Source organism: Desertibaculum subflavum, from assembly GCA_003576705.1.
Taxonomy (GTDB): Bacteria; Pseudomonadota; Alphaproteobacteria; order Ferrovibrionales; family Ferrovibrionaceae; genus Desertibaculum; species Desertibaculum subflavum.
On the sequence record QOZS01000006.1, the window covers coordinates 13,823 to 33,313 of the forward strand.

Sequence of the window (19,491 nt, forward strand, 5' to 3'; positions counted from 1 at the left end):
CGTCGCAGCGGCAGATCAGGCCTGTGTTTCCAGCGCTTCCGAGGCGGCCAGCCAGTCGGCCTCGGCGGCGGCGATGCGCGCTTCCAGCTCGGCGCGGGCGCGGGCGAGATCGGCTGCCTTGGCGGCATCGGCATAGGTCGCGCCGTCGGCGAGCCTGGCATCGAGCGCGGCCTTCTCGCGGTCGAGCTTCTCGATCAGCGCCTCGGCCGCCTTGGCGCGCTTGCGCAGCGGCGCCAGGGCCGAGCGCGCATCGGCGGCACTGCGCCGGTCTTCCTTGCGCGTGCCGTCGAGCTTTTTCTCCGACCCGTTCGCGGACCGGCGACGATCCAGCACCCGCTTGCGATAGCTCTCGATGTCGCCGTCATAGGGACGCACGGTGCCGTCCTCGACCAGCCACAGCCGGTCGGCGACCAGGTCGACCAGGCGGCTGTCATGGCTGACCAGGATGACGGCGCCCGGGAAATCGCCGATCGCCCGCACCAGCGCCTCGCGGGCGTCGATGTCCAGGTGGTTGGTCGGCTCGTCGAGGATCAGCATCTGCGGCTCGCCGGCGGTGATCAGCGCGAAGACCAGCCGTGCCTTCTCGCCGCCCGACAGGTCGCGCGCCGGCACGTCGGCCTTGGCCTGGGCGAAGCCGAAGCGGCCGAGCCGCGCGCGCACCTTGGGCTCGTTCGCCTTCGGCATCAGGCGCGAGAGATGCTGAAAGGCCGTCTCCGCCGGGTTCAGATCCTCGATCTGGTGCTGGCCGAAATAGCCGGCGGAGAGCTTCGGCGCGCGCCTAAGCTCGCCCGCCATGGCGCCGAGCCGGCCGGCCAGCAGCTTGGCCAGGGTCGACTTGCCGTTGCCGTTGGCGCCGAGCAGCGCGATGCGGTCGTCCGGGTCCAGGCGGATATCGATCCGCTTCAGCACCGGCTTGCCCGGCTCGTAGCCGACCGCGACGTTGTCCAGCGTGATCAGCGGCGGCGCCAGGTTGTCCGGCTCCGGGAATTGCAGGTTCGGCACCGCCTCCTCGATCACGCTCGGCAGCGGCTCCAGCTTGGCGAGCCGCTTCAGCCGGCTCTGCGCCTGCGGCGCCTTCGATGCCTTGGCGCGGAAGCGGTCGACGAAGGATTGCAGGTGCTTGCGCTCCACCTCGCGCTTGGCGGCGACGGCGCGGTCGCGCGCGATGCGCTCGGCGCGCAGCCGCTCGAACTCGCTATAGCCGCCGGCATAGCCGACCAGCTTCTTCTGATCGATATGCACCGTCATGTCGGCGACCGCGTCGAGCAGGTCGCGGTCGTGGCTGACCAGGATCAGGGTGCGTGGGTAGCTGGCGAGGAAGCTCTCCAGCCACATCGCCGCTTCCAGGTCGAGATGGTTCGACGGCTCGTCGAGCAGCAGCAGATCGGCATCGGCGAACAAGGCGGCGGCGAGCGCCGCGCGCATGCGCCAGCCGCCGGAGAAATGGCCGAGCGGGGTCGATTGCATCCCCTGGTCGAAGCCGAGACCGGCCAGGATGGTCGCCGCCCGGGCCGGGGCGGCGTGCGCGCCGATCGAGTCCAGGCGCGCGTGGATCTCGGCGATGCGGGAGGGATCGGTCGCAATCTCCGCCTCGGCCAGCAGCCGGGTGCGCTCCGCATCCGCCGCCAGCACCACGTCGATCGCCTTGAGCTCGCCGCCCGGCGCCTCCTGCGCCACGCTGGCAAGGCGTGCGGTGGGGCGCAGGTTGATGCTGCCCGCCTCCGGCCCGATCTCGCCTTGGATCGCCTTCAGCAAGGTCGACTTGCCGGACCCGTTGCGGCCGATCAGGCCGACCCGCTTGCCGGCGGGCACGTGCACGGTCGCGCCCTCCAGCAGGACGCGGCCGCCGACGCGGATCGTGAGGCCGTTGATGTGCAGCATGGCCGCTGCCTATAGCATGCTCGGAACGGAGGGCAACTCCATGCAGGGTGCCTGGATCGAAGACTTGGCCTGGCCGGAGGTGGCGGCGCGGATCGCGGCCGGCGCGCCGGTTGTCGTGCCGGTCGGTGCGCTCGCCAAGGAGCACGGCCACCACCTGCCGATGAAGACCGACTGGCTGCTCGCGCGGGCGCTGGCCGGCGGCGTGCTGGCCGAGCTCCCGGTGCTGGCGGCGCCGGTGATCACCGCCGGCTTCTACCCGGCCTTCATCCGCTATCCGGGCAGCCAGTCGCTCTCGGCCGAGACCTTCCAGCAGGTGATGGAGGAGACGCTCGACCTGCTGATCGAGCAGGGCGCTCGCAAGCTCGCCATCGTCAATACCGGCGTCTCCACCGAACCCGTCATCACCATCGCTGTCCGCAATATCTGGCAGCGGCATGCGGTGAAGGTGGCGGTCAGCGACATCCGCCGGCTCGGGCTCGGGCTCCGCGGCAGGCTCCGGCAGAAGGGCGGCGGCCATGCCGACGAGCAGGAGACCTCGCTGATCCTGGCGATCGCGCCGGAGCTGGTGCGGTTGGATCTGGCCAAACCGGATTACGGCAATCCGGGCCCGGCGACGGTGTTCGCCCGGCCGGTCGAGTTCAGCCCCGATCCGGCGAGCGGCATCGACTACACGGCGACCGGGGCGACCGGCGATCCGTCGCTCGCGACGCCCGAACTCGGCCGCGAGATCCTGGCCGAGATGGTGCGCGAGCTGGTCGAGGGCCTGCGCGCGATCTATCCGGAGAGCTTGGCCGGATCGAGCGCCAGATAGGTCCAGGCGATGGTGGCGGCGGCCAGCGCGGTAATCTCGGCCGTGTCATAGGCCGGCGCCACCTCCACCACATCCATGCCCTGGAAGCGGATGCCCTGCAGCCGGTTCAAGATGGCGAGCGCCTGCCAGGTGAACAGGCCGCCGACCTCAGGCGTGCCGGTGCCGGGCGCCTGGGCGGGGTCCAGCGCGTCGATGTCGAAGGTGAGATAGGCGGGTGCTGGGCCGACCACCTGGCGGATGCGCTCGGCGATGGCGGCCGGCGCGTTCATATGCACGTCCTCTGCCGAGAGCGTGGTGACGCCTTTCGCCCGCGTCCACTCGATGATCGGCGCATCCGCCGGCGAGCGGATGCCGAGCTGGATCATCCGTTTGGGATCGACGATGCCTTCTTCGATGGCATGGAAGAAGACGGAGCCATGCCCGTGCACGGCGCCGAAGCTGTCCGGCCAGGTGTCGAGATGGGCGTCGAAATGCACCAGCGCCAGCGGCCCGGTGCGCTTCGCCAGGGTGCGAAGCAAGGGCAGAGTCAGGGCATGGTCGCCGCCCAGCGCCACCAGATGCGGCAGGCCGCGCGCCGCTGCCTCGATCCGGCCGAGGCTCGCCTCCAGGTCGCCGATCGCCACCGGCAGGTCGCCGATATCGGCGACGCCGAGCGCCTTCGGGTCGCGGCCCGAGAGCGGATGCGCGCCGTCGACCAGCATGCGGCTGGCGCGGCGGATCGCCGCCGGGCCGTCGCGCGCACCGGCGCGGTTGGTGGTGCCGAGGTCGAGCGGGATGCCGGCCACGACATAGCGCGTCGCGGCATCGCGCGGGCCCTGGCCGAGAAAGCCGGGTGGCGTGGCGAAGGTGGGGGCGAGCGTGCTCATGCGCCCGGATGCCCGGCGGTGAAGAGCAGCGGCGGCGCGTCCACGTCCACCAGGCGTGCGCGGTCGAAGCCGTTGAACCCGGTGCGCAGAGCCGCGCCATAGGCGCCGAGTTGGCCGATCTCGATCCAGTCGCCCTCGCGGATATCCGCCGGCAGCGGCCAGGGCCCGGCCATGCGGTCGACGCTGTCGCAGGTCGGGCCGAACAGCACGAAATCCGCCATCTCGTTCGCGGCGGCGCCGTCTGGCCGGATCAGCCGCGCCGGGAAGCGGAAGCCGGGCGCGCCGGCATCCGAGAGGCTGCCGTAGATGCCGTCGTTGACGAACAGCTCCTGCCCGCGGCGATGCTCGACGCGCACGACGACCGACGTCGCGGCGCCGACCAGCGCCCGGCCCGGCTCGCACCAGAGCGCCGGCGCCAAGCCCGCCGGCAGCGCAGCGACCGCCTCGCCGATCGCGTCGATGAACTGGTCCAGCGCCGGCGGCGTGCTGCCGGGATAGGCGAGCGGAAAGCCGCCGCCCACATCCAGCACGTCGAGCCCGACGCCGGCCTCGGCCGCGATCTCGCCGGCATAGGCGATGGCGCGGGCATAGGCCATTTGGTCTAGGCATTGCGAGCCGACATGGAAAGCGAGGCCGATCCGCGGCGCCGCGGCGCGGCAGGCGCGCAGCAGCGCCACCGCCGTGTCGCGCTCGGCGCCGAACTTGCCGGAGAGGTCATAGGCCGCAGCACCCTTGGGCAAAGCGAGGCGGACGATGAGCCCGAGATCGGACGCGCCGCCGGTCTCCTGGCTGAGCTTGGCGAGCTCCGCCTCGCTGTCGAGCACGAAGTCGCGGATGCCGAGCGTGGCATAGGCCTCGCGGATCGCCTCGCGCGCCTTCACCGGATGCATGAAGCGCATCACCGCATCGGGGAAGAGCTGGTGCACCAGCCGGGCCTCGGTGATCGAGGCGACGTCGAAGCTCTGCACGCCGCCGGCGCGCAGCGCCCGCAGCACGCGCGGCTCCGGATTGCACTTGACCGCATAGAGAACCTCGCCCGGAAAGCGCGCGACGAAGCGGCGCGCCGTCGCGCGGGCGAGGCGGGGGCGGAAGCAGTGCAGTGGCTCCGAAGGGCGCAGCTCTGCCACCAGGGCGTCGACGGCCGGCGCGATGCGCCGGTCGAAGCTGCGTCGAAGCGGGGATACGGCTAGGCGGGTGCGTGTATTCGCCGGCATGGGCGTCGAGCTTCCCTCTCAGCACCGGTCCACAAGACCGGCTCGGCCAAAAAGGACGCTTGGCGTCGCCGCTTGGCCATGCGCTCGAGCATGACGTCCGCACGTTCGTTTTGCGTCGTGGCGTGCATCTAGGGACTATCGCCCGGTATTCAAGAAGAATCTGTTATCGTTGGCCGTATTTCCCATCTCGGGGGACGAATGCGCGTCGTCACCGCCGGCCGGGCCATCCCGGCGGACACATTCCCGCCCCGTTCGACCGGCGCCGGGCCGTGAGAGCCTGCGTCGGTCGGATGCTGCGCGGCTTCGCCTTCGCGGCCTGCCTCACCAGTTTCGCCGCCGCTGCGGCGGAATTCGTGCCGGGCGTCGACGACCTGCCGCTGATGCCCGGCCTCGAGGCCAATGCGGCGGCCTCGACCGCCTTCGAGACGCCAACCGGCCGCATCGTCGAAGCGGAGGCGCAGGGCAGGGGCGTGAGCGAGGCCGAGGTCCGCCGCTTCTATGCCGGCACCCTGCCGGCGCTCGGCTGGAAGCGCGTGGACGACCGCCGCTACGATCGCGCCGGCGAGCGGTTGAGCCTCGGCTTTGCGCAGCGGCAAGGCCAACTTGTGGTGCGTTTCGACATCCGCCCGCGCTGAGTCTATAAGCGCGGCGCGCGCCCGTCGGAGGAGGAGATGCCATGACCTACCAGAACATCATCGTCGAGACCCGCGGTGCCGTCGGTCTGATCCGCCTCAACCGGCCGCAGGCGCTCAACGCGCTGAACGCGCAGCTGATGGACGAGGTGAGCGCGGCGGTCGATGCCTTCGAGGCCGACGATGCGATCGGCTGCCTCGTGGTCACCGGCAGCGATAAGGCCTTCGCCGCCGGCGCCGACATCAAGGAGATGCAGTCCAAGACCTACATGGACGTCTACAAGGAGGATTTCATCACTCGCAATTGGGAGCGGGTGGCGCGCTGCCGCAAGCCGGTGATCGCCGCGGTGGCGGGCTACGCGCTCGGCGGCGGCTGCGAGCTGGCGATGATGTGCGACTTCATCCTCGCCGCCGACAACGCCAAGTTCGGCCAGCCGGAAATCAATCTCGGTACCATCCCCGGCGCCGGCGGCACTCAGCGCCTCACCCGTTTCGTCGGCAAGTCGAAGGCGATGGAGATGTGTCTCACCGCGCGGATGATGGATGCGGAGGAGGCGGAGCGTTCCGGCCTCGTCAGCCGCATCGTGCCGAAGGACCAGCTGCTCGACGAGGCGCTCAAGGTGGCGACCAAGATCGCCGAGCTGTCGCGCCCCGCGGTGATGATCGCCAAGGAATCCGTCAATCGCGCCTACGAGACGACCCTGGCGGAGGGCGTCAGGTTCGAGCGGCGCATCTTCCATTCCACCTTCTCGACCCTGGACCAGAAGGAAGGCATGCAGGCCTTCATCGACAAGCGGAAGCCGAATTTCCAGCACAAATAGCCCGGAAATCCGCCCGGAATCCGCTTATCCGACAGGCTGTTAACGATATCGCGCCGGGCGCGTTGACGGGCCGGGACCGCATCGCTATAAGCCCCGCTTCCTACGGAATTCCGGATCGATCCAGGCCATGGCAAACCACAAGTCCGCCGAGAAGCGCGCGCGTCAGACCGAGAAGCGCACCGAGCGCAACCGCGCGCGCCGTTCCCGTCTTCGCACCTTCGTCAAGAAGGTCGAGCTCGCCATCGAGGGCGGCGATGCCGGCGCGGCGGAGACGGCGCTGAAGGCGGCGCAGCCCGAGCTCGCGCGCGGCGTCAGCAAGGGCGTCATCCATCGCAACACGGCGTCGCGTAAACTGTCGCGTCTCACCCTGAAGGTGAACGCGATGCGCACGGCGTCGTAAGCCGCATCGCGCATTTCGGATCGGCTGGGGCCGCGCGGCAACGCGCGGCCCTTATCTTTTCATCCGGCTTCGCTTCCTCGACATCGCATCGAAGCGTGAGCGCCGACATCGCATCGCGCGAACTCGCGCTGCGCGATCGCACGCAGCGAAGGCGACGAAACATTGCGACGAGTCTGTGTCGTTTTCGTCACGATCGTCATCCGTGATTCGGAATCCGCAGAACTCCGCGATTCGCGATGCTTGCAGCCCAACAGCCCCTTCGCTACGCTTCCTTCATCGACATCGTCGAACGGGGCTGGCCCCAAGCATTCTTGCAGCGATGTGATGAACGACGCGGGCGGTCGAACAGACTCTCGCGATTGCAAAGTGCGTGCTGAGTTGCGGAGCTAACAACGATGGCTGGTCGCAGTCGGTCAGTGTGGTGCTCCGGGGTTGTCGTGGTGGGAGACACGATGACAAATTTCCGGGGGCGCCGCGGAAGGCAGAACCGACGCGATGGGGGAGGTGTTACGCAATGAGCTCTCCACCAAATGCGGGCTATGCGGGCGACGTTGGCGTCGCCGACGCGATGAAGGCATTGACCGACGAGCCCAAGGCGGTGCTGGTCGATGTCCGGTCGCAGCCGGAATGGACCTTTGTCGGGCTTCCCGATCTGAACGCGATCGGCAAGCGTCCGCTCTGCATCGAATGGCAGGTGTTTCCGGGCATGGCGGCAAACTCGAATTTCCTGTCGCAGCTCGCCGATGCGGTGCCGGAGCGCGACGCACCCGTCTATTTCCTGTGCCGCAGCGGCGCTCGGTCGCGCGCCGCCGCCATTGCCGCCACCACGGCCGGGTTTGCCCGCGCCTACAACATCGCCGGCGGATTTGAGGGCGATCTCGACGACCGAGGCCACCGAGGTAGTCGGACCGGTTGGAAAGCAGCCGGTCTTCCCTGGCGCCAGAGCTGACGCGCTTTCGGCAGCCGGGGGAATTCGGGAATGTCGAGCGACACGACAGGACGGTCGGCCATGATGATGCTGAACGAGGAATGGGACCGCGTGCGCGCGCGTCTGCGCGCCCAGACCGGCGATGCGGCGTTCAACAGCTGGCTCAAGCCGCTGGCCCTGCACGACCAGGACGTGGTGGCGGATGCCGTGGTGCTGTCCACCACCACGCCGTTCATGCGCGACTGGGTGACCACCCACTACCTGACCAAGATCCGCGACCTGTGGCGGACCGAGCGTCCCGCGGTGCGTGATGTCCGGGTGGTCGTGCGCGCGGCCGCCCGGCCGCCCGGCCCCAACCCGGCGGCGAACGCGCCGGCCGAGCTGCCGGCGCCGGTGGAGAAGACCGTCCCCGCCGCGCCGATGCGCGCGCAGCCGTTCGACGAGTTCGACCGCGCGCTCTCGGCGCCGTTCGATCCGCGTTTCACCTTCGAGAACTTCATCGTCGGCCGGCCGAACGAGCTCGCCTATGCCGCGGCCCGCCGGGTCGCCGAGGCGGCCTCGGTCGAGTTCAACCCGCTCTACCTCTATGGCGGCGTCGGCCTCGGCAAGACGCATCTCTTGCACGCCATCGCGCTGCATATCCGTGCCCGCGATCCGAAGCGCCGCGTCGTCTATCTCTCCGCCGAGCGCTTCATGCACGAATTCATCCGCGCGCTGCGCTTCAAGGACACCATGGCGTTCAAGGAGCAGCTCCGCTCGGTCGACGTGCTGATGGTGGACGACGTGCAGTTCATCGCCGGCAAGGAGACGACGCAGGAGGAGTTCTTCCACACCTTCAACGCCTTGATCGATCACAACCGGCAGATCGTGCTGTCGGGCGACCGCTCGCCGGCGGATCTCGACAAGATCGAGGACCGGCTGAAATCCCGCCTCGGCTGGGGCCTCGTCGCCGATATCCACCCGACCGATTACGAGCTGCGCCTCGGCATCCTGCAGGCCAAGGCCGAGCGCGTCGCCGCCAGCGTGCCGCCGAAGGTGATGGAGTTCCTGGCCTATCGCATCTCCTCCAACGTGCGCGAGCTGGAAGGCGCGCTGAACCGCCTGCTCGCCTATCAGAGCCTGGTCGGCCGGCCGATCACCTTGGAATCCGCGCAGGACGTGCTGCAGGACCTGCTGCGCTCCAACGACCGGCGGATCACCATCGAGGAGATCCAGAAGAAGGTCGCGGCGCATTACAGCATCAAGTTGAACGACATGGTCTCGCATCGCCGGGCGCGCGAGGTGGCCCGCCCCCGGCAGATCGCCATGTACCTCGCCAAGCAGCTGACTTCGCGCAGCCTGCCGGAGATCGGAAGGCGGTTCGGGGATCGCGACCACACCACCGTCTTGCACGCGGTGCGACGGATCGAGGAACTGCGCTCGACCGACGCCACCTTCGCCGAAGACCTCGACTTGCTGCGGCGCCAGCTCGAATCCTGAGGCGGAATCCGGCGGCTCGAGCACCCATGTCAACCGCATTGGGCGCTTGAGCCTTTTCCCCTTTGTTCTGCTATAGTTTCCTCCCGTCCTGCGGTGCCGCCCGATTCTTCGCGGGTAGCTCCAAAGGCGGGTTTTTCAACCGCCGATCCAGCCGAATTCGGGGCCCATGAAGCTCAGCATCGAACGGGTCGCGCTGCTTACGGCGCTTGCGCATGTGCAGAGCGTGGTCGAGCGGCGCAACACCATCCCGATCCTCTCCAACGTGCATCTCGACGCGGCCGATGGCGCGCTCGCGCTGACCGCGACGGATCTCGACATCGCCATCGTCGAGAAGGTGCCGGCCAAGGCGTCGCGCGCCGGGGCGACGACGGTGCCGGCGCATACGCTCTACGACATCGTGCGCAAGCTGCCCGACGGCGCCGAGATCGAGCTCGCGCAGAAGCCGGGCGACACGCGGCTGCAGTTGCGCGCCGGGCGCTCGGAATTCACCCTCGCCTGCCTGCCGAAGGAGGATTTCCCGGTCATGGCGGCGGGTGACCTGCCGGCTAAATTCAATATCTCCGCGGCCGATCTGCGCCGCCTGATCGACAAGACGCGCTTCGCCATCTCCACCGAGGAGACGCGCTACTACCTGAACGGCATCTATCTGCACGCGGCGCAGTCGGCCGGCGTGCCGGTGCTGCGCGCGGTGGCGACCGACGGCCATCGCCTGGCGCGGGTCGAGACGCCGCTGCCCGATGGCGCCGCCGCCATGCCGGGCGTCATCGTGCCGCGCAAGACGGTGAACGAGCTGCGCAAGCTGATCGACGGCGTCGACGGCGATGTCGAGGTGGCGCTGTCCGACACCAAGATCCGCTTCGCCGTCGACGAGGCTTCGCTCACCTCCAAGCTGATCGACGGCCAGTTCCCGGATTACGAGCGCGTCATCCCGCCGGACAATCCGCGCGCGCTCGCCATCACGGCCTCCGACCTCGCCCAGGCGGTGGACCGCGTCTCGACGATTTCCAGCGAGCGGAGCCGCGCGGTGAAGCTCGCCCTCGACAAGGACCGCCTTCTGGTCTCCGCCACCTCGCCCGAGAACGGCACCGCGGTGGAGGAGCTGACCGCCGCCTATAACGAGGGCGCGCTGGAGATCGGCTTCAACTCGCGCTACCTGCTCGACATCATGGACCAGGTCGAGAAGGGCGGCGAGGCGCGCTTCGCGCTCAAGGATTCCGGCTCGCCCACCGTGGTGCGCGATGCCAGCGACGAAGGCGCGCTGTTCGTCATCATGCCGATGCGGGTCTGACCCGGCTGAATCGTGATTACCGCTGCTGAATCTGCCATGTCCGCGGCACCGGCGTTCCGCGCCGGGCAGGCCGTGACGCGCCTGGCGCTGACCGATTTCCGCTCCTACGCGGCGCTGGCGCTCGACCTCGATCCGGCGCCGGTGGTGCTCACAGGGCCGAACGGCGCCGGCAAGACCAATCTGCTGGAGGCGCTCTCGTTCCTCGCGCCCGGCCGCGGCTTCCGGCGGGTGCGCCTCGGCGACGTCACGCGGCTGGGCGGCCGCGGCTGGTCGGTCTTCGCCCGCATCGACGGCCCGCGGGACGCGGTCGAGATCGGTACCGGCCTGGTGCCGACGGAGGAAGGCAGCGTCGAGCGGCGCGCGGTCCATATCGACGGCGCCGATGCCGGCGGCGGTGCCGCGCTGGCCGGGGTCGCTGCGCTCGACTGGCTGACGCCGCAGATGGACCGGCTGTTCCTGGAAAGCCCCGGCGGCCGGCGGCGCTTCCTCGACCGTCTGGTCTACGGCATGGTCCCGAACCATGCCCGCCATGTCGCCGCCTTCGAGAAGGCGATGCGCGAGCGCCAGCAATTGCTCCGCTCGGGCGGCGGCGACGCCGCCTGGCTCGCGGCGCTGGAAACGACCATGGCCGAGATGGGCGTCGTCGTCGCCGCCGCGCGGCGCGAGGCGATGGCAAGGCTCGATGCGGCGCTGGCGGCGGGCGAGGGGCCGTTTCCGCGCGCTGTCGTTGCCGTCACCGGCTATCTGGAAGATGCGCTGGCCGCCGACCCGGCGGTCGAGGTGGAGGATCGCTACCGCGCCGCCCTCGCCGGCTCCCGGTCCCGCGATGCCGAGGCCGGCACGACGGCGCTGGGCCCCCATCGTTCCGACCTTCTGGCGCGCCATGCCGCCAAGGACATGCCGGCCGAGCGCTGCTCCACCGGCGAGCAGAAGGCGATCCTGATCGCCATCGTGCTCGCCAATGCCAGGCTCACCGCGGCGCGCCGGGCCCTGCCGCCGATCCTGCTGCTCGACGAGATCGCCGCCCATCTCGACACCACCCGCCGCGAGGCTCTCGCCCAGGCGATCCTGTCGCTCGGATCGCAGGCCTGGCTCACCGGCACCGATGCCGCCCTGTTCGAAGGCTTTCGCGGCCACGCACGGTTTCTCACCGTTCGCGACGGCCGCTTGGTAGGATAGAACCCATGAGTGACCCCGTTCGCCGCCGCGACGACGCGGCCGAGGAATATGGCGCCGAGAGCATCACGGTGCTGCGTGGCCTGGAGGCGGTTCGCAAGCGCCCGGGCATGTATATCGGCGACACCGAGGACGGCTCCGGCCTGCATCACATGGTCTACGAGGTGGTGGACAACGCCATCGACGAGGCTTTGGCTGGCTATTGCGACACCGTCGATGTTGTGTTGAACGCCGATGGCTCCGCCACCATCCGCGACAACGGTCGCGGCATCCCGACCGATCTGCATGAGGAGGAAGGCGTCTCCGCCGCGCAGGTCATCATGACCCAGCTGCATGCCGGCGCGAAGTTCAACCAGAATTCCTACAAGATCTCCGGCGGCCTGCACGGCGTCGGCGTCTCGGTGGTGAACGCGCTGTCCAGCGTGCTGGATCTCCGCATCTGGCGCGGCGCCAAGGAATATTTCATGCGCTTCCGCGACGGCGTGCCGGAGGCGGACCTCGTCGTGGCCGGCCCCTGCGATCCCGCCAAGCGCGGCACCGAAGTCACCTTCACGCCCTCGCCCGTCGTCTTCAAGATCATCGAGTTCGACTACGCGACGCTGGAGCATCGCCTGCGCGAGCTCGCCTTCCTCAATTCCGGCGTCACCATCCGCTTCTCCGACCTGCGCGGCGTGGAGCCGAAGCAGGTCGAGCTGCACTATGTCGGTGGCATCGAGGCCTTCGTCCAATATCTCGACCGCAACAAGACGCCGCTGCACAAGCCGCCGATCGCCGTGCGCGGCGAGAAGGACGGCATCCTGGTCGAAGTGGCGCTGCAGTGGAACGACAGCTACCACGAGACGATGCTCTGCTTCACCAACAACATCCCGCAGAAGGATGGCGGCACGCATATGGCCGGCTTCCGCGCCGCGCTGACCCGGCAGATCAACAACTACGCGCAGGAAAGCGGCATCGCCAAGCGCGAGAAGGTGGCGATCACCGGCGACGACGCGCGCGAGGGGCTGTCCTGCGTGCTCTCGGTCAAGGTGCCGGACCCGAAATTCTCCTCGCAAACCAAGGAGAAGCTGGTCTCCTCCGAAGTCCGCCCGGTGGTCGAGAACGTGCTGAACGAAGGCCTCGCCACCTGGTTCGAAGAGCATCCGGCCGAGGCCCGCACCATCATCGGCAAGGTGGTGGAGGCGGCGGCGGCGCGCGAGGCGGCGCGCAAGGCGCGCGAGCTGACGCGCAAGAAGGGCGCCTTCGATCTCGCCGGCCTGCCCGGCAAGCTCGCCGAGTGCCAGGAGCGCGATCCGGAGCGGAACGAGCTCTTCCTGGTCGAGGGTGATTCGGCCGGCGGCTCGGCCAAGCAGGCGCGCAACCGCGTGTTCCAGGCCGTGCTGCCGCTCCGCGGCAAGATCCTGAACGTCGAGCGCGCGCGCTTCGACAAGATGCTCTCATCGGGCGAGATCGCGACCCTGATCACCGCGCTCGGCACCGGCATCGGCTCCGACGATTTCGACGTCGGCAAGGCGCGCTACCACAAGATCATCATCATGACCGACGCCGATGTCGACGGCGCGCATATTCGCACGCTCCTGCTCACCTTCTTCTACCGCCACATGCGGCCGGTCATCGATGCGGGCTTCCTCTATATCGCCCAGCCGCCGCTCTACAAGGTGAAGCGCGGCCAGTCCGAGACCTATTGCAAGGACGAGCGCGAGCTCGAGGAGTACCTGCTGAACGGCGGGCTCGACGGCGCCGTGCTGTTCCTGGGCGACGGCAGCCAGCGCGCCGGCGTCGACCTGCGCAGCCTAGTCGAGGAAGCGCGCGCCGCGCGCGGCCTCGTGCAGTCGCTCGCCCGCCGCTACGACCGGCGCCTTGTCGAGCAGGCGGCGATCGCCGGCGCGCTCGACCCGGCGGTGCCGGAGGATCCGGCGCGCGCCGCCGACGCGGCGGCCGAAGTCGCCAGGCGCCTGGACGCGCTGTCCGACCCGACGGAGCGCGGCTGGAAGGGCGTCGCCGCGCCGGGCGGCGATCTCCGCTTCGAGCGCACCGTGCGCGGCGTGACCGAGACGCATCTGCTCGACGCGGCGATGTTCCGCGCCGCCGAGGCGCGCAAGCTCGGCCGCTTCGCCGAAAGCTTGCATTTGGTCTACGCCACGCCGGCCCGGCTCCGCCGCAAGGAGGAGGAGGTGCAGGTCGCCTCGCCGACCGACTTGGTGGAGGCGGTGATGGCCTTCGGCCGCAAGGGCCTCTCCATGCAGCGCTACAAGGGCCTCGGCGAGATGAACCCGGAACAGCTCTGGGAAACCACGCTCGACCCCGAGGTGCGCTCGCTCCTGCAGGTCAAGGTGCGCGAGGCCGACGAGGCCGACAGCATCTTCGCGACCTTGATGGGCGACGTGGTCGAGCCGCGCCGCGAATTCATCCAGTCCAACGCGCTCGAAGTGGTGAACCTCGACGTGTGAGCATGGCAGAAGCACCGAAAAGCCGGATCGGAGCACTAGATATTGCGCAGCTGATCTCTGATCGAATCGGCTCCTACGTCCATATGGAGTTTTTCGAATTCTTAGTAGCGGAGGGCGACACCGTTCGCTGCTGGTATATGAACGGGGGTGGCTCTGGCCCGTCGTTTGAGGTCAACCTCAAACACACCGATCAAGGTTGGGTGCTGGACCTCAAGGAACATCCTCCGGGGACGGAGCAGACTATCGAAACCCCTTAAGGTGTTCTGGCTGTTGTCGGCGCGAACCTTGGTCGGCAATGTCTCAGCCCGCGACCTCTTCCGTCTCCACGATCCAGTACTTGGCCGTGCAGATATCGAGCGTGCGCGCGGCGATGTCGCGCCAGGCCACGTGAGCTTCGTCATAGCTGCGGAACGGGCCGAGCTCGACCGGCGCCTGGCCCGGCTCCAGCCTGGTGAAGGACATATCCGTGTAGATGCCGCCTTTGACGTGGAACACCTGAAACCTCCGTTCCGACGTCAAATCGCATAGCAGCCGGGGGTTGCCGAAAAATTGACGCGGTTCAGGCCGTATGCCGCGCCGCCCCCTCCCGCTTGTCGAACAGGGCCCAGACGCCCTCCTCGCCGTCCCAGGAGCCGCGTGTGGCCGCTTTGGAATATTCGGTAGCGCGCTGCTCGAAGAAATTGGCGTGCTCGACCCCGTTCAGGATCTCGACCAGCCAGGGCAGGGGGTGCGGTTTCAGCTGCTTGTAGCCGGCCTCGGTCTCGGCGAACCAGCCGAAGACCGGCGGCAGCTTCAGCTGGGTCAGCCGCCAATCGGCGATGTAGCGCACATAGGCGCGGATCTCCTCCGCCTTCATGCCCTCGATCTTGCCGATGCCGAAGGCGAGGTCGATGAACTTCTCCTCCAGCCCCACCATGGTCTTGGCGACGTCGACGATGTCGTCGCGCACCGCCGATGTCACCGCGCCGGTCTCGCGGTTCCACTGGTGATACAGCCGGATAATGCCCTCGCAATGCAGGCTCTCGTCGCGCACCGACCAGGAGACGATCTGGCCCATGCCGTTCATCTTGTTGTGCCGCGGGAAGTTGAGCAGCATCGCGAAGGAGGCGAACAGCGACATGCCCTCGGTGAAGGCGCCGAACATCGCGAGCGTGCGCGCCACATCGGCGACGCTGCCGACACCGAAGCTGTGCATGTAGTCGGCCTTGGCCCGCATTTCGGCATAGTCGCGGAACGCTTCGAATTCCGCCTTCGGCATGCCGAGCGTCTTCAAGAGCAGCGCATAGGCGTCGATATGCACCGTCTCCATGTTGGAGAAGGCGGCCATCATCATCTGCACTTCCAGCGGCTGGAAGATCGGGATGTAGCGCTTCAGGTAATTGTCGCCGACCTCGACATCGGACTGGGTGAAGAAGCGGAAGATCTGGGTCAGCAGCCGGCGCTCGGAATCGGTCACCCGGTCCGACGCCCAGTCCTTGATGTCGCCGCCGAGCGGCACTTCCTCGCCCATCCAATGGGTCTGCTGCTGGCGCTTCCAGAACTCGTAGGCCCAGGGGTAGCGCTCGATATCGTAGGTGCCGGTCGCCTGCAGCAGGCCGACCTTGCCGGTGCCGATCAGGCTTTTCGGGTCGATGGTGGAGAGGTCGATGCCGCGCAGGCTGATCACTGACATGCGAGGCACTCCTCGTAATCGGTGCGGGCCGCGACGCTGAACGCGGCCACCTTACCCTCCATCTTGCCGGCGAAGGCGGCGCGGCTGATCGATTTGGAGCGGCAGTAATAGAGGCTCTTCACGCCGCGCTTCCAGGCCGACCAGTGCAGCATGTGCAGGTCCCACTTATCGATATCGGCCGGCAGGTAGAGGTTGAGCGACTGACTCTGGCAGATATAGGGCGCGCGATCGGCGGCGAACTCGACGATCCAGCGCTGGTCGATCTCGAAGGCGGTGCGGAAGGTCGCCTTCTCGTCCTCGTCCAGCGCCGCGAGATGCTGGACCGAGCCTTCATGCTCCACGATCGACTGCCAGGTTTCGGCTGTGTCGATCCCCTTCGCCGCCAGCACCTTGGCGAGATAGGGATTGCGCACCGCGAAGGCGCCGGAAAGCGTCTTGTGCGTATAGATATTGGCCGGAATCGGCTCGATGCAGGCGCTGGTGCCGCCGCAGATGATGCTGATCGACGCTGTCGGCGCGATGGCGATCTTGTGGCTGAACCGCGCCTTCATGCCGCGCTCGGCCGCGTCCGGGCAGGCGCCGCGCTCTTCGGCCAGCAGCACGGAGGCGGCATCCGCCTCGCGGCGGATCTTGCGGAAGATGCGGAGGTTCCACGCCTTGGCGATGGCGCTCTCGAACGGCACGCCGCGCGCCTGCAGGAAGGAATGGAAGCCCATCACGCCCAAGCCCACCGAGCGTTCGCGCGTTGCCGAGTATTTGGCGCGCGCCATGCTGTCCGGCGCGGTCTCGATGAACTGCGTCAGTACGTTGTCGAGGAAGCGCATCACGTCCTCGATGAAGCCTGGCTCGTCGCACCACTCGTCCCAGGTCTCGATGTTGAGCGAGGAGAGGCAGCAGACGGCGGTGCGGTCCTCGTCGCGATGATCGCGCCCGGTCGGCAGGGTGATCTCGCTGCACAGGTTCGAGGTCGAGACCTTGAGGCCGAGCTCCTTCTGGTGCTTCGGCAGCGCCCGGTTCACATGGTCGATGAACAGCAGGTACGGCTCGCCGGTCTGCAGCCGGGTCTCCAGGATGCGCTGCCAGAGCTGGCGCGCATTCACCGTGCGCATCACCTCGCCGGTCTTCGGGCTGCGCAGGCCGAACATGCGGCCGTCCTGCACGGCTTCCATGAACTCGTCGGTGACGTTGATGCCGTGATGCAGGTTCAGGCCTTTGCGGTTGAAGTCGCCGGAGGCCTTGCGGATCTCCAGGAACTCCTCGATCTCCGGATGGTGGATGTCGAGATAGACCGCGGCCGAGCCGCGCCGCAGCGAGCCCTGGCTGATCGCGAGCGTGAGCCCGTCCATCACATGGATGAAGGGGATGATGCCCGAGGTCTCGCCGCAGCCCTTCACCGCCTCGCCGATCGAGCGCACGCCGCCCCAATAGGTGCCGATGCCACCGCCGTTCGAGGCGAGCCAGACGTTCTCGTTCCAGGTATCGACGATGCCGTCGAGGCTGTCCGGCACCGCATTGAGGAAGCAGGAGATCGGCAGGCCGCGCGTGGTGCCGCCGTTCGACAGCACCGGCGTCGCCGGCATGAACCACAGCTTCGACACCGCGTCGTAGATGCGCTGGGCGTGCTCGACATCGTCGGCATAGGCGCAGGCGACGCGGGCGAACATGTCCTGATAGCTCTCGCCGGGCATCAGGTAGCGGTCCTGCAGGGTCGCCTTGCCGAACGGGGTCAGCAGATCGTCGCGGCTGCGGTCGAGCCTGAGGTCGGCAGGCTCCGGGCGTTTCGCCAGCGGTGCCGGCGCGGGCGCGCGCTGTGCCGGGCGCGGCGGGGCCGGCGGGCGCATCGGCACAAGGTTGCCGTGACGATCGAATTCGAGAGCGAGCGCAGACATGAAACCCCCTGACAGAATCCCTTGAGATTCTCGCCGACCACCTTGTTCTTCCCGGGGGAGGGGCGGGCGCACCTGGAGTCCTCGTGGCTCTCGCCACGCGCCAGCCTGCGGCCGCCGGACACCCCGCCCGGGGACGTTTACCCGCTCACGGCAGGTCTCCTGGCTTGCGGATCGCGGCGGCTGTCGCGCCTTCCCGGTCAGGATCCCAGAACCCGATTCAGGTCTGGCCCTGCACCAGTGGCACTCTGCGACGGCCGCTTCCCGCTTACAGTTGCGGGGGCAGCCCCGGCTTGATCGCCTCGTCAGGCGACCGACCGGGTTCCCTCTTCACCCCAGATTTGGCAATCCGGGGCACCGTGAGCCGCTAGATATTGGGGTCGCGTCGGCCCGGCCGTCAAGCATATCGAACAGGCGATGCGCGACGAGGTGCGCCCCGTGGCACGCGCGCAACGCTCCCGCCGTCACGCCGGGCGAAACGGCCTCGTCTTCCGCTCACCCTGACCAAGGAGAGCCCGATGACCGATGCCCGCGCCGTGCGCTACGAGATCGAAATTCCCGGTGTTCTGCAGGCGATGGGCGCCGTGCATGAAGCGATCGATGCGCAGGGCCTCGACCGCAGGCTGCGCCACCTCGTGCTGCTGCGCGCCTCGCAGATCAACCGATGCGCCCACTGCGTCAAGATGCACACCCGCGAAGCCCGCGCCGACGGGGAGAGCAGCGAACGCCTCGACCGCGTGATCGTGTTCGAGCAGTCGAGCGAGTTCAGCGCGGAGGAGAAGGCCGCGCTCGCCTGGGCCGAGGCGCTGACGGTGGTCGACGCGCGGACCGACTACGCCGCGCTGCGCGCCCGCCTGCGCGCGCATTTCAGCGAGCGGGAGATCGGCGCGCTCACCGCGAACATCGCGATGATCAATCTGTGGAACCGGCTGCACCTGTCGCGCTACTGACCTGCCGCGTCACGCCTCGCGCATGAAGTAGATGAAGTCCAGCTCCGGCGGTGCCGTGCCGGTCTGCGACAGCTGGTCGTGCGCCTGGCCGCGATGATGGGTCTGGTGATTGAAGACATGCGTCAGCAGCTGGTCGAGCGGCTGCGACCAGGTCTCGCCCGCCATGTTGCGATAGGTGAAGGGCCGGCCGAATGCCGCGTCGTCGATCGCCTCCACCACGCGCAGGATGCGCGCATCTTCCGCCTCGCGCGCCACGCGCAGGCCCGGCAGGTCGCCATAGGGAATGTGCCCCAGGCTCTGATAGGGCTGCGGCTTCCCTTCGAAGCGCGCGAGCCACAGCCGGTCGGCCACCAGGATGTGGCTGAGCGTGCCGTGCAGGCTCTTGAAGAAGGCCGGGCGGGGCTTCAGGTACTCCGCCTCGGCCAGGCTCGCACAGGCGGCGTAGAGCCGCTGATTGGCCCACCGGTTGTAGCGGGCCAGCCGGGTGAAATGGGCGCGTTCGATCGGCATGGCACGGTTCCCTCCGCCGGCTATCCTGGCGCGGGCCGAAGCCAGCCACCAGGGGGCGCGCGATGTGGAAGATTCTACTGATCCAGGGGCCGAACATGAGCTATCTCGGCCGCCGCCAGCCCGAGCTTTACGGCAAGACCACCGCGGCCGAACTCGACCGGCTGCTGCTCGACCATGCCGCCGGGCATGGCTGCCAGCTCGAGATCTTCTACAGCCATGTCGAGGGGGAGGCGATCGGTCGTATCTACCAGGGCGTCGAGGACGGGATCGACGGCCTGCTGATCAACCCGGCCGCCTGGCTCTATGCCGGCTATCCGCTGCGCGACACGCTCAGGGCCATGAGCTTCCCGATCGTCGAGGTCCATATGACCAATATCGACCGGCGCGGGCTCAAATCCATCACCGCCGAAGCGGCGCACGGCACGATCGCCGGCTTCGGCATTCACTCATACCTGCTTGGCCTGGATGCCCTGTTGCGGCTGCTGGCCGAAAAGGGCGCAAACCGCTAGTCTCCCCCGCCCAAGCCCTGC

19 protein-coding genes and 1 riboswitch are annotated in these 19,491 nt (G+C 68.3%); of the genes, 12 read left to right on the forward strand and 7 right to left on the reverse strand.

Translation table 11 applies throughout. The features are described from left to right. Window positions 1-15: 15 nt before the first annotated feature. A complete protein-coding gene (locus DT074_RS04500) occupies window positions 16-1,881 on the reverse strand; it encodes an ABC-F family ATP-binding cassette domain-containing protein (RefSeq protein ID WP_119418626.1) in 1,866 nt (621 codons plus the stop codon). Between DT074_RS04500 and DT074_RS04505 the strand changes: the two genes are divergently transcribed. Beyond that, window positions 1,880-2,692 carry a creatininase family protein gene (locus tag DT074_RS04505; RefSeq protein ID WP_162914620.1) on the forward strand — a complete coding sequence of 271 codons (813 nt, stop codon included), beginning with the start codon at window positions 1,880-1,882 and terminating at the stop codon, window positions 2,690-2,692. The two genes, DT074_RS04500 and DT074_RS04505, sit on opposite strands and share 2 nt — an antisense overlap. Here the strand turns inward: DT074_RS04505 and speB are convergent. Together speB and DT074_RS04515 are read right to left on the reverse strand one after the other, a co-directional pair. Next, window positions 2,656-3,558, reverse strand: a complete 903-nt coding sequence (gene speB, locus DT074_RS04510; RefSeq protein ID WP_119418628.1) for an agmatinase — start codon at window positions 3,556-3,558, stop codon at window positions 2,656-2,658. The genes DT074_RS04505 and speB overlap by 37 nt on opposite strands. Beyond that, complete coding sequence (locus tag DT074_RS04515; RefSeq protein WP_119418629.1) at window positions 3,555-4,772, reverse strand: type III PLP-dependent enzyme; 1,218 nt, start codon at window positions 4,770-4,772, stop codon at window positions 3,555-3,557. The genes speB and DT074_RS04515 overlap by 4 nt, the downstream gene beginning before the upstream one ends. A 269-nt stretch (window positions 4,773-5,041) precedes the next feature. On the opposite strand from DT074_RS04515, the gene DT074_RS04520 reads away from it, so the two are divergent. The 9 genes from DT074_RS04520 (at window position 5,042) to DT074_RS27910 (ending at window position 14,200) form a co-directional block, all read left to right on the forward strand. Beyond that, on the forward strand, window positions 5,042-5,407 hold the full coding sequence (locus tag DT074_RS04520) for a hypothetical protein (protein WP_162914621.1): 366 nt from the start codon (window positions 5,042-5,044) through the stop codon (window positions 5,405-5,407). A gap of 41 nt (window positions 5,408-5,448) precedes the next feature. After that, window positions 5,449-6,225: an enoyl-CoA hydratase gene (locus tag DT074_RS04525; RefSeq protein ID WP_119418631.1), complete on the forward strand. Its 777-nt coding sequence runs from the start codon at window positions 5,449-5,451 to the stop codon at window positions 6,223-6,225. A gap of 127 nt (window positions 6,226-6,352) precedes the next feature. Beyond that, window positions 6,353-6,625, forward strand: coding sequence for a 30S ribosomal protein S20 (gene rpsT / locus DT074_RS04530; RefSeq protein ID WP_119418632.1), 273 nt, complete (start codon window positions 6,353-6,355; stop codon window positions 6,623-6,625). A 514-nt stretch (window positions 6,626-7,139) separates the two neighbouring features. After that, window positions 7,140-7,574, forward strand: coding sequence for a rhodanese-like domain-containing protein (locus DT074_RS04535; RefSeq protein ID WP_119418633.1), 435 nt, complete (start codon window positions 7,140-7,142; stop codon window positions 7,572-7,574). Window positions 7,575-7,604: 30 nt separating this feature from the next. Further along, complete coding sequence (gene dnaA / locus DT074_RS04540; RefSeq protein ID WP_119418634.1) at window positions 7,605-9,032, forward strand: chromosomal replication initiator protein DnaA; 1,428 nt, start codon at window positions 7,605-7,607, stop codon at window positions 9,030-9,032. A 166-nt stretch (window positions 9,033-9,198) separates the two neighbouring features. Further along, window positions 9,199-10,320, forward strand: a complete 1,122-nt coding sequence (gene dnaN, locus DT074_RS04545) for a DNA polymerase III subunit beta (RefSeq protein ID WP_119418635.1) — start codon at window positions 9,199-9,201, stop codon at window positions 10,318-10,320. 36 nt (window positions 10,321-10,356) lie between these two features. Beyond that, complete coding sequence (recF, locus tag DT074_RS04550) at window positions 10,357-11,499, forward strand: DNA replication/repair protein RecF (RefSeq protein ID WP_119418636.1); 1,143 nt, start codon at window positions 10,357-10,359, stop codon at window positions 11,497-11,499. A 5-nt stretch (window positions 11,500-11,504) separates the two neighbouring features. Next, window positions 11,505-13,943: a DNA topoisomerase (ATP-hydrolyzing) subunit B gene (gene gyrB / locus DT074_RS04555; protein WP_119418637.1), complete on the forward strand. Its 2,439-nt coding sequence runs from the start codon at window positions 11,505-11,507 to the stop codon at window positions 13,941-13,943. A gap of 2 nt (window positions 13,944-13,945) precedes the next feature. Then, window positions 13,946-14,200 (forward strand): hypothetical protein, encoded by a 255-nt coding sequence (locus tag DT074_RS27910; protein ID WP_162914622.1) that lies wholly within the window; start codon window positions 13,946-13,948, stop codon window positions 14,198-14,200. 43 nt (window positions 14,201-14,243) lie between these two features. Here DT074_RS27910 and DT074_RS04560 read toward each other — a convergent pair whose 3' ends face one another. From DT074_RS04560 to DT074_RS04570, 3 genes are all read right to left on the reverse strand, one after another. Next, window positions 14,244-14,438, reverse strand: a complete 195-nt coding sequence (locus tag DT074_RS04560; RefSeq protein ID WP_119418638.1) for a DUF4170 domain-containing protein — start codon at window positions 14,436-14,438, stop codon at window positions 14,244-14,246. Between the two features lie 64 nt (window positions 14,439-14,502). Beyond that, the gene (locus DT074_RS04565; protein ID WP_368744419.1) at window positions 14,503-15,615 is read right to left on the reverse strand and encodes a ribonucleotide-diphosphate reductase subunit beta; all 1,113 of its coding nucleotides are present in this window, start codon (window positions 15,613-15,615) and stop codon (window positions 14,503-14,505) included. Beyond that, window positions 15,606-17,504, reverse strand: a complete 1,899-nt coding sequence (locus DT074_RS04570; RefSeq protein WP_119418640.1) for a ribonucleoside-diphosphate reductase subunit alpha — start codon at window positions 17,502-17,504, stop codon at window positions 15,606-15,608. Before DT074_RS04570 ends, DT074_RS04565 begins: the two co-directional genes overlap by 10 nt. A gap of 132 nt (window positions 17,505-17,636) precedes the next feature. Further along, a riboswitch (cobalamin riboswitch) is annotated at window positions 17,637-17,878 on the reverse strand. Between the two features lie 141 nt (window positions 17,879-18,019). Between DT074_RS04570 and DT074_RS04575 the strand changes: the two genes are divergently transcribed. Then, the gene (locus DT074_RS04575; protein ID WP_119418641.1) at window positions 18,020-18,451 is read left to right on the forward strand and encodes a carboxymuconolactone decarboxylase family protein; all 432 of its coding nucleotides are present in this window, start codon (window positions 18,020-18,022) and stop codon (window positions 18,449-18,451) included. A 9-nt stretch (window positions 18,452-18,460) separates the two neighbouring features. Here DT074_RS04575 and DT074_RS04580 read toward each other — a convergent pair whose 3' ends face one another. Then, entirely contained in the window at window positions 18,461-18,961 is a 501-nt protein-coding gene (locus DT074_RS04580; protein ID WP_119418642.1) for a DinB family protein, read from the reverse strand. 62 nt (window positions 18,962-19,023) lie between these two features. Between DT074_RS04580 and DT074_RS04585 the strand changes: the two genes are divergently transcribed. Beyond that, entirely contained in the window at window positions 19,024-19,470 is a 447-nt protein-coding gene (locus DT074_RS04585) for a type II 3-dehydroquinate dehydratase (RefSeq protein WP_119418643.1), read from the forward strand. The last annotated feature ends 21 nt before the right edge of the window (window positions 19,471-19,491 follow it).

What these genes read in the sequence shown, in the direction of transcription:
- DT074_RS04505 (WP_162914620.1), top strand. Translation starts at nt 1,880, where the DNA reads ATGGCCGCTGCCTATAGCATGCTCGGAACGGAGGGCAACTCCATGCAG.
- DT074_RS04500 (WP_119418626.1), bottom strand. Translation starts at nt 1,881, where the DNA reads ATGCTGCACATCAACGGCCTCACGATCCGCGTCGGCGGCCGCGTCCTG.
- speB (WP_119418628.1), bottom strand. Translation starts at nt 3,558, where the DNA reads ATGAGCACGCTCGCCCCCACCTTCGCCACGCCACCCGGCTTTCTCGGC.
- DT074_RS04515 (WP_119418629.1), bottom strand. Translation starts at nt 4,772, where the DNA reads ATGCCGGCGAATACACGCACCCGCCTAGCCGTATCCCCGCTTCGACGC.
- DT074_RS04525 (WP_119418631.1), top strand. Translation starts at nt 5,449, where the DNA reads ATGACCTACCAGAACATCATCGTCGAGACCCGCGGTGCCGTCGGTCTG.
- rpsT (WP_119418632.1), top strand. Translation starts at nt 6,353, where the DNA reads ATGGCAAACCACAAGTCCGCCGAGAAGCGCGCGCGTCAGACCGAGAAG.
- DT074_RS04535 (WP_119418633.1), top strand. Translation starts at nt 7,140, where the DNA reads ATGAGCTCTCCACCAAATGCGGGCTATGCGGGCGACGTTGGCGTCGCC.
- dnaA (WP_119418634.1), top strand. Translation starts at nt 7,605, where the DNA reads ATGTCGAGCGACACGACAGGACGGTCGGCCATGATGATGCTGAACGAG.
- dnaN (WP_119418635.1), top strand. Translation starts at nt 9,199, where the DNA reads ATGAAGCTCAGCATCGAACGGGTCGCGCTGCTTACGGCGCTTGCGCAT.
- recF (WP_119418636.1), top strand. Translation starts at nt 10,357, where the DNA reads ATGTCCGCGGCACCGGCGTTCCGCGCCGGGCAGGCCGTGACGCGCCTG.
- gyrB (WP_119418637.1), top strand. Translation starts at nt 11,505, where the DNA reads ATGAGTGACCCCGTTCGCCGCCGCGACGACGCGGCCGAGGAATATGGC.
- DT074_RS27910 (WP_162914622.1), top strand. Translation starts at nt 13,946, where the DNA reads ATGGCAGAAGCACCGAAAAGCCGGATCGGAGCACTAGATATTGCGCAG.
- DT074_RS04565 (WP_368744419.1), bottom strand. Translation starts at nt 15,615, where the DNA reads ATGTCAGTGATCAGCCTGCGCGGCATCGACCTCTCCACCATCGACCCG.
- DT074_RS04570 (WP_119418640.1), bottom strand. Translation starts at nt 17,504, where the DNA reads ATGTCTGCGCTCGCTCTCGAATTCGATCGTCACGGCAACCTTGTGCCG.
- DT074_RS04575 (WP_119418641.1), top strand. Translation starts at nt 18,020, where the DNA reads ATGACCGATGCCCGCGCCGTGCGCTACGAGATCGAAATTCCCGGTGTT.
- DT074_RS04580 (WP_119418642.1), bottom strand. Translation starts at nt 18,961, where the DNA reads ATGCCGATCGAACGCGCCCATTTCACCCGGCTGGCCCGCTACAACCGG.
- DT074_RS04585 (WP_119418643.1), top strand. Translation starts at nt 19,024, where the DNA reads ATGTGGAAGATTCTACTGATCCAGGGGCCGAACATGAGCTATCTCGGC.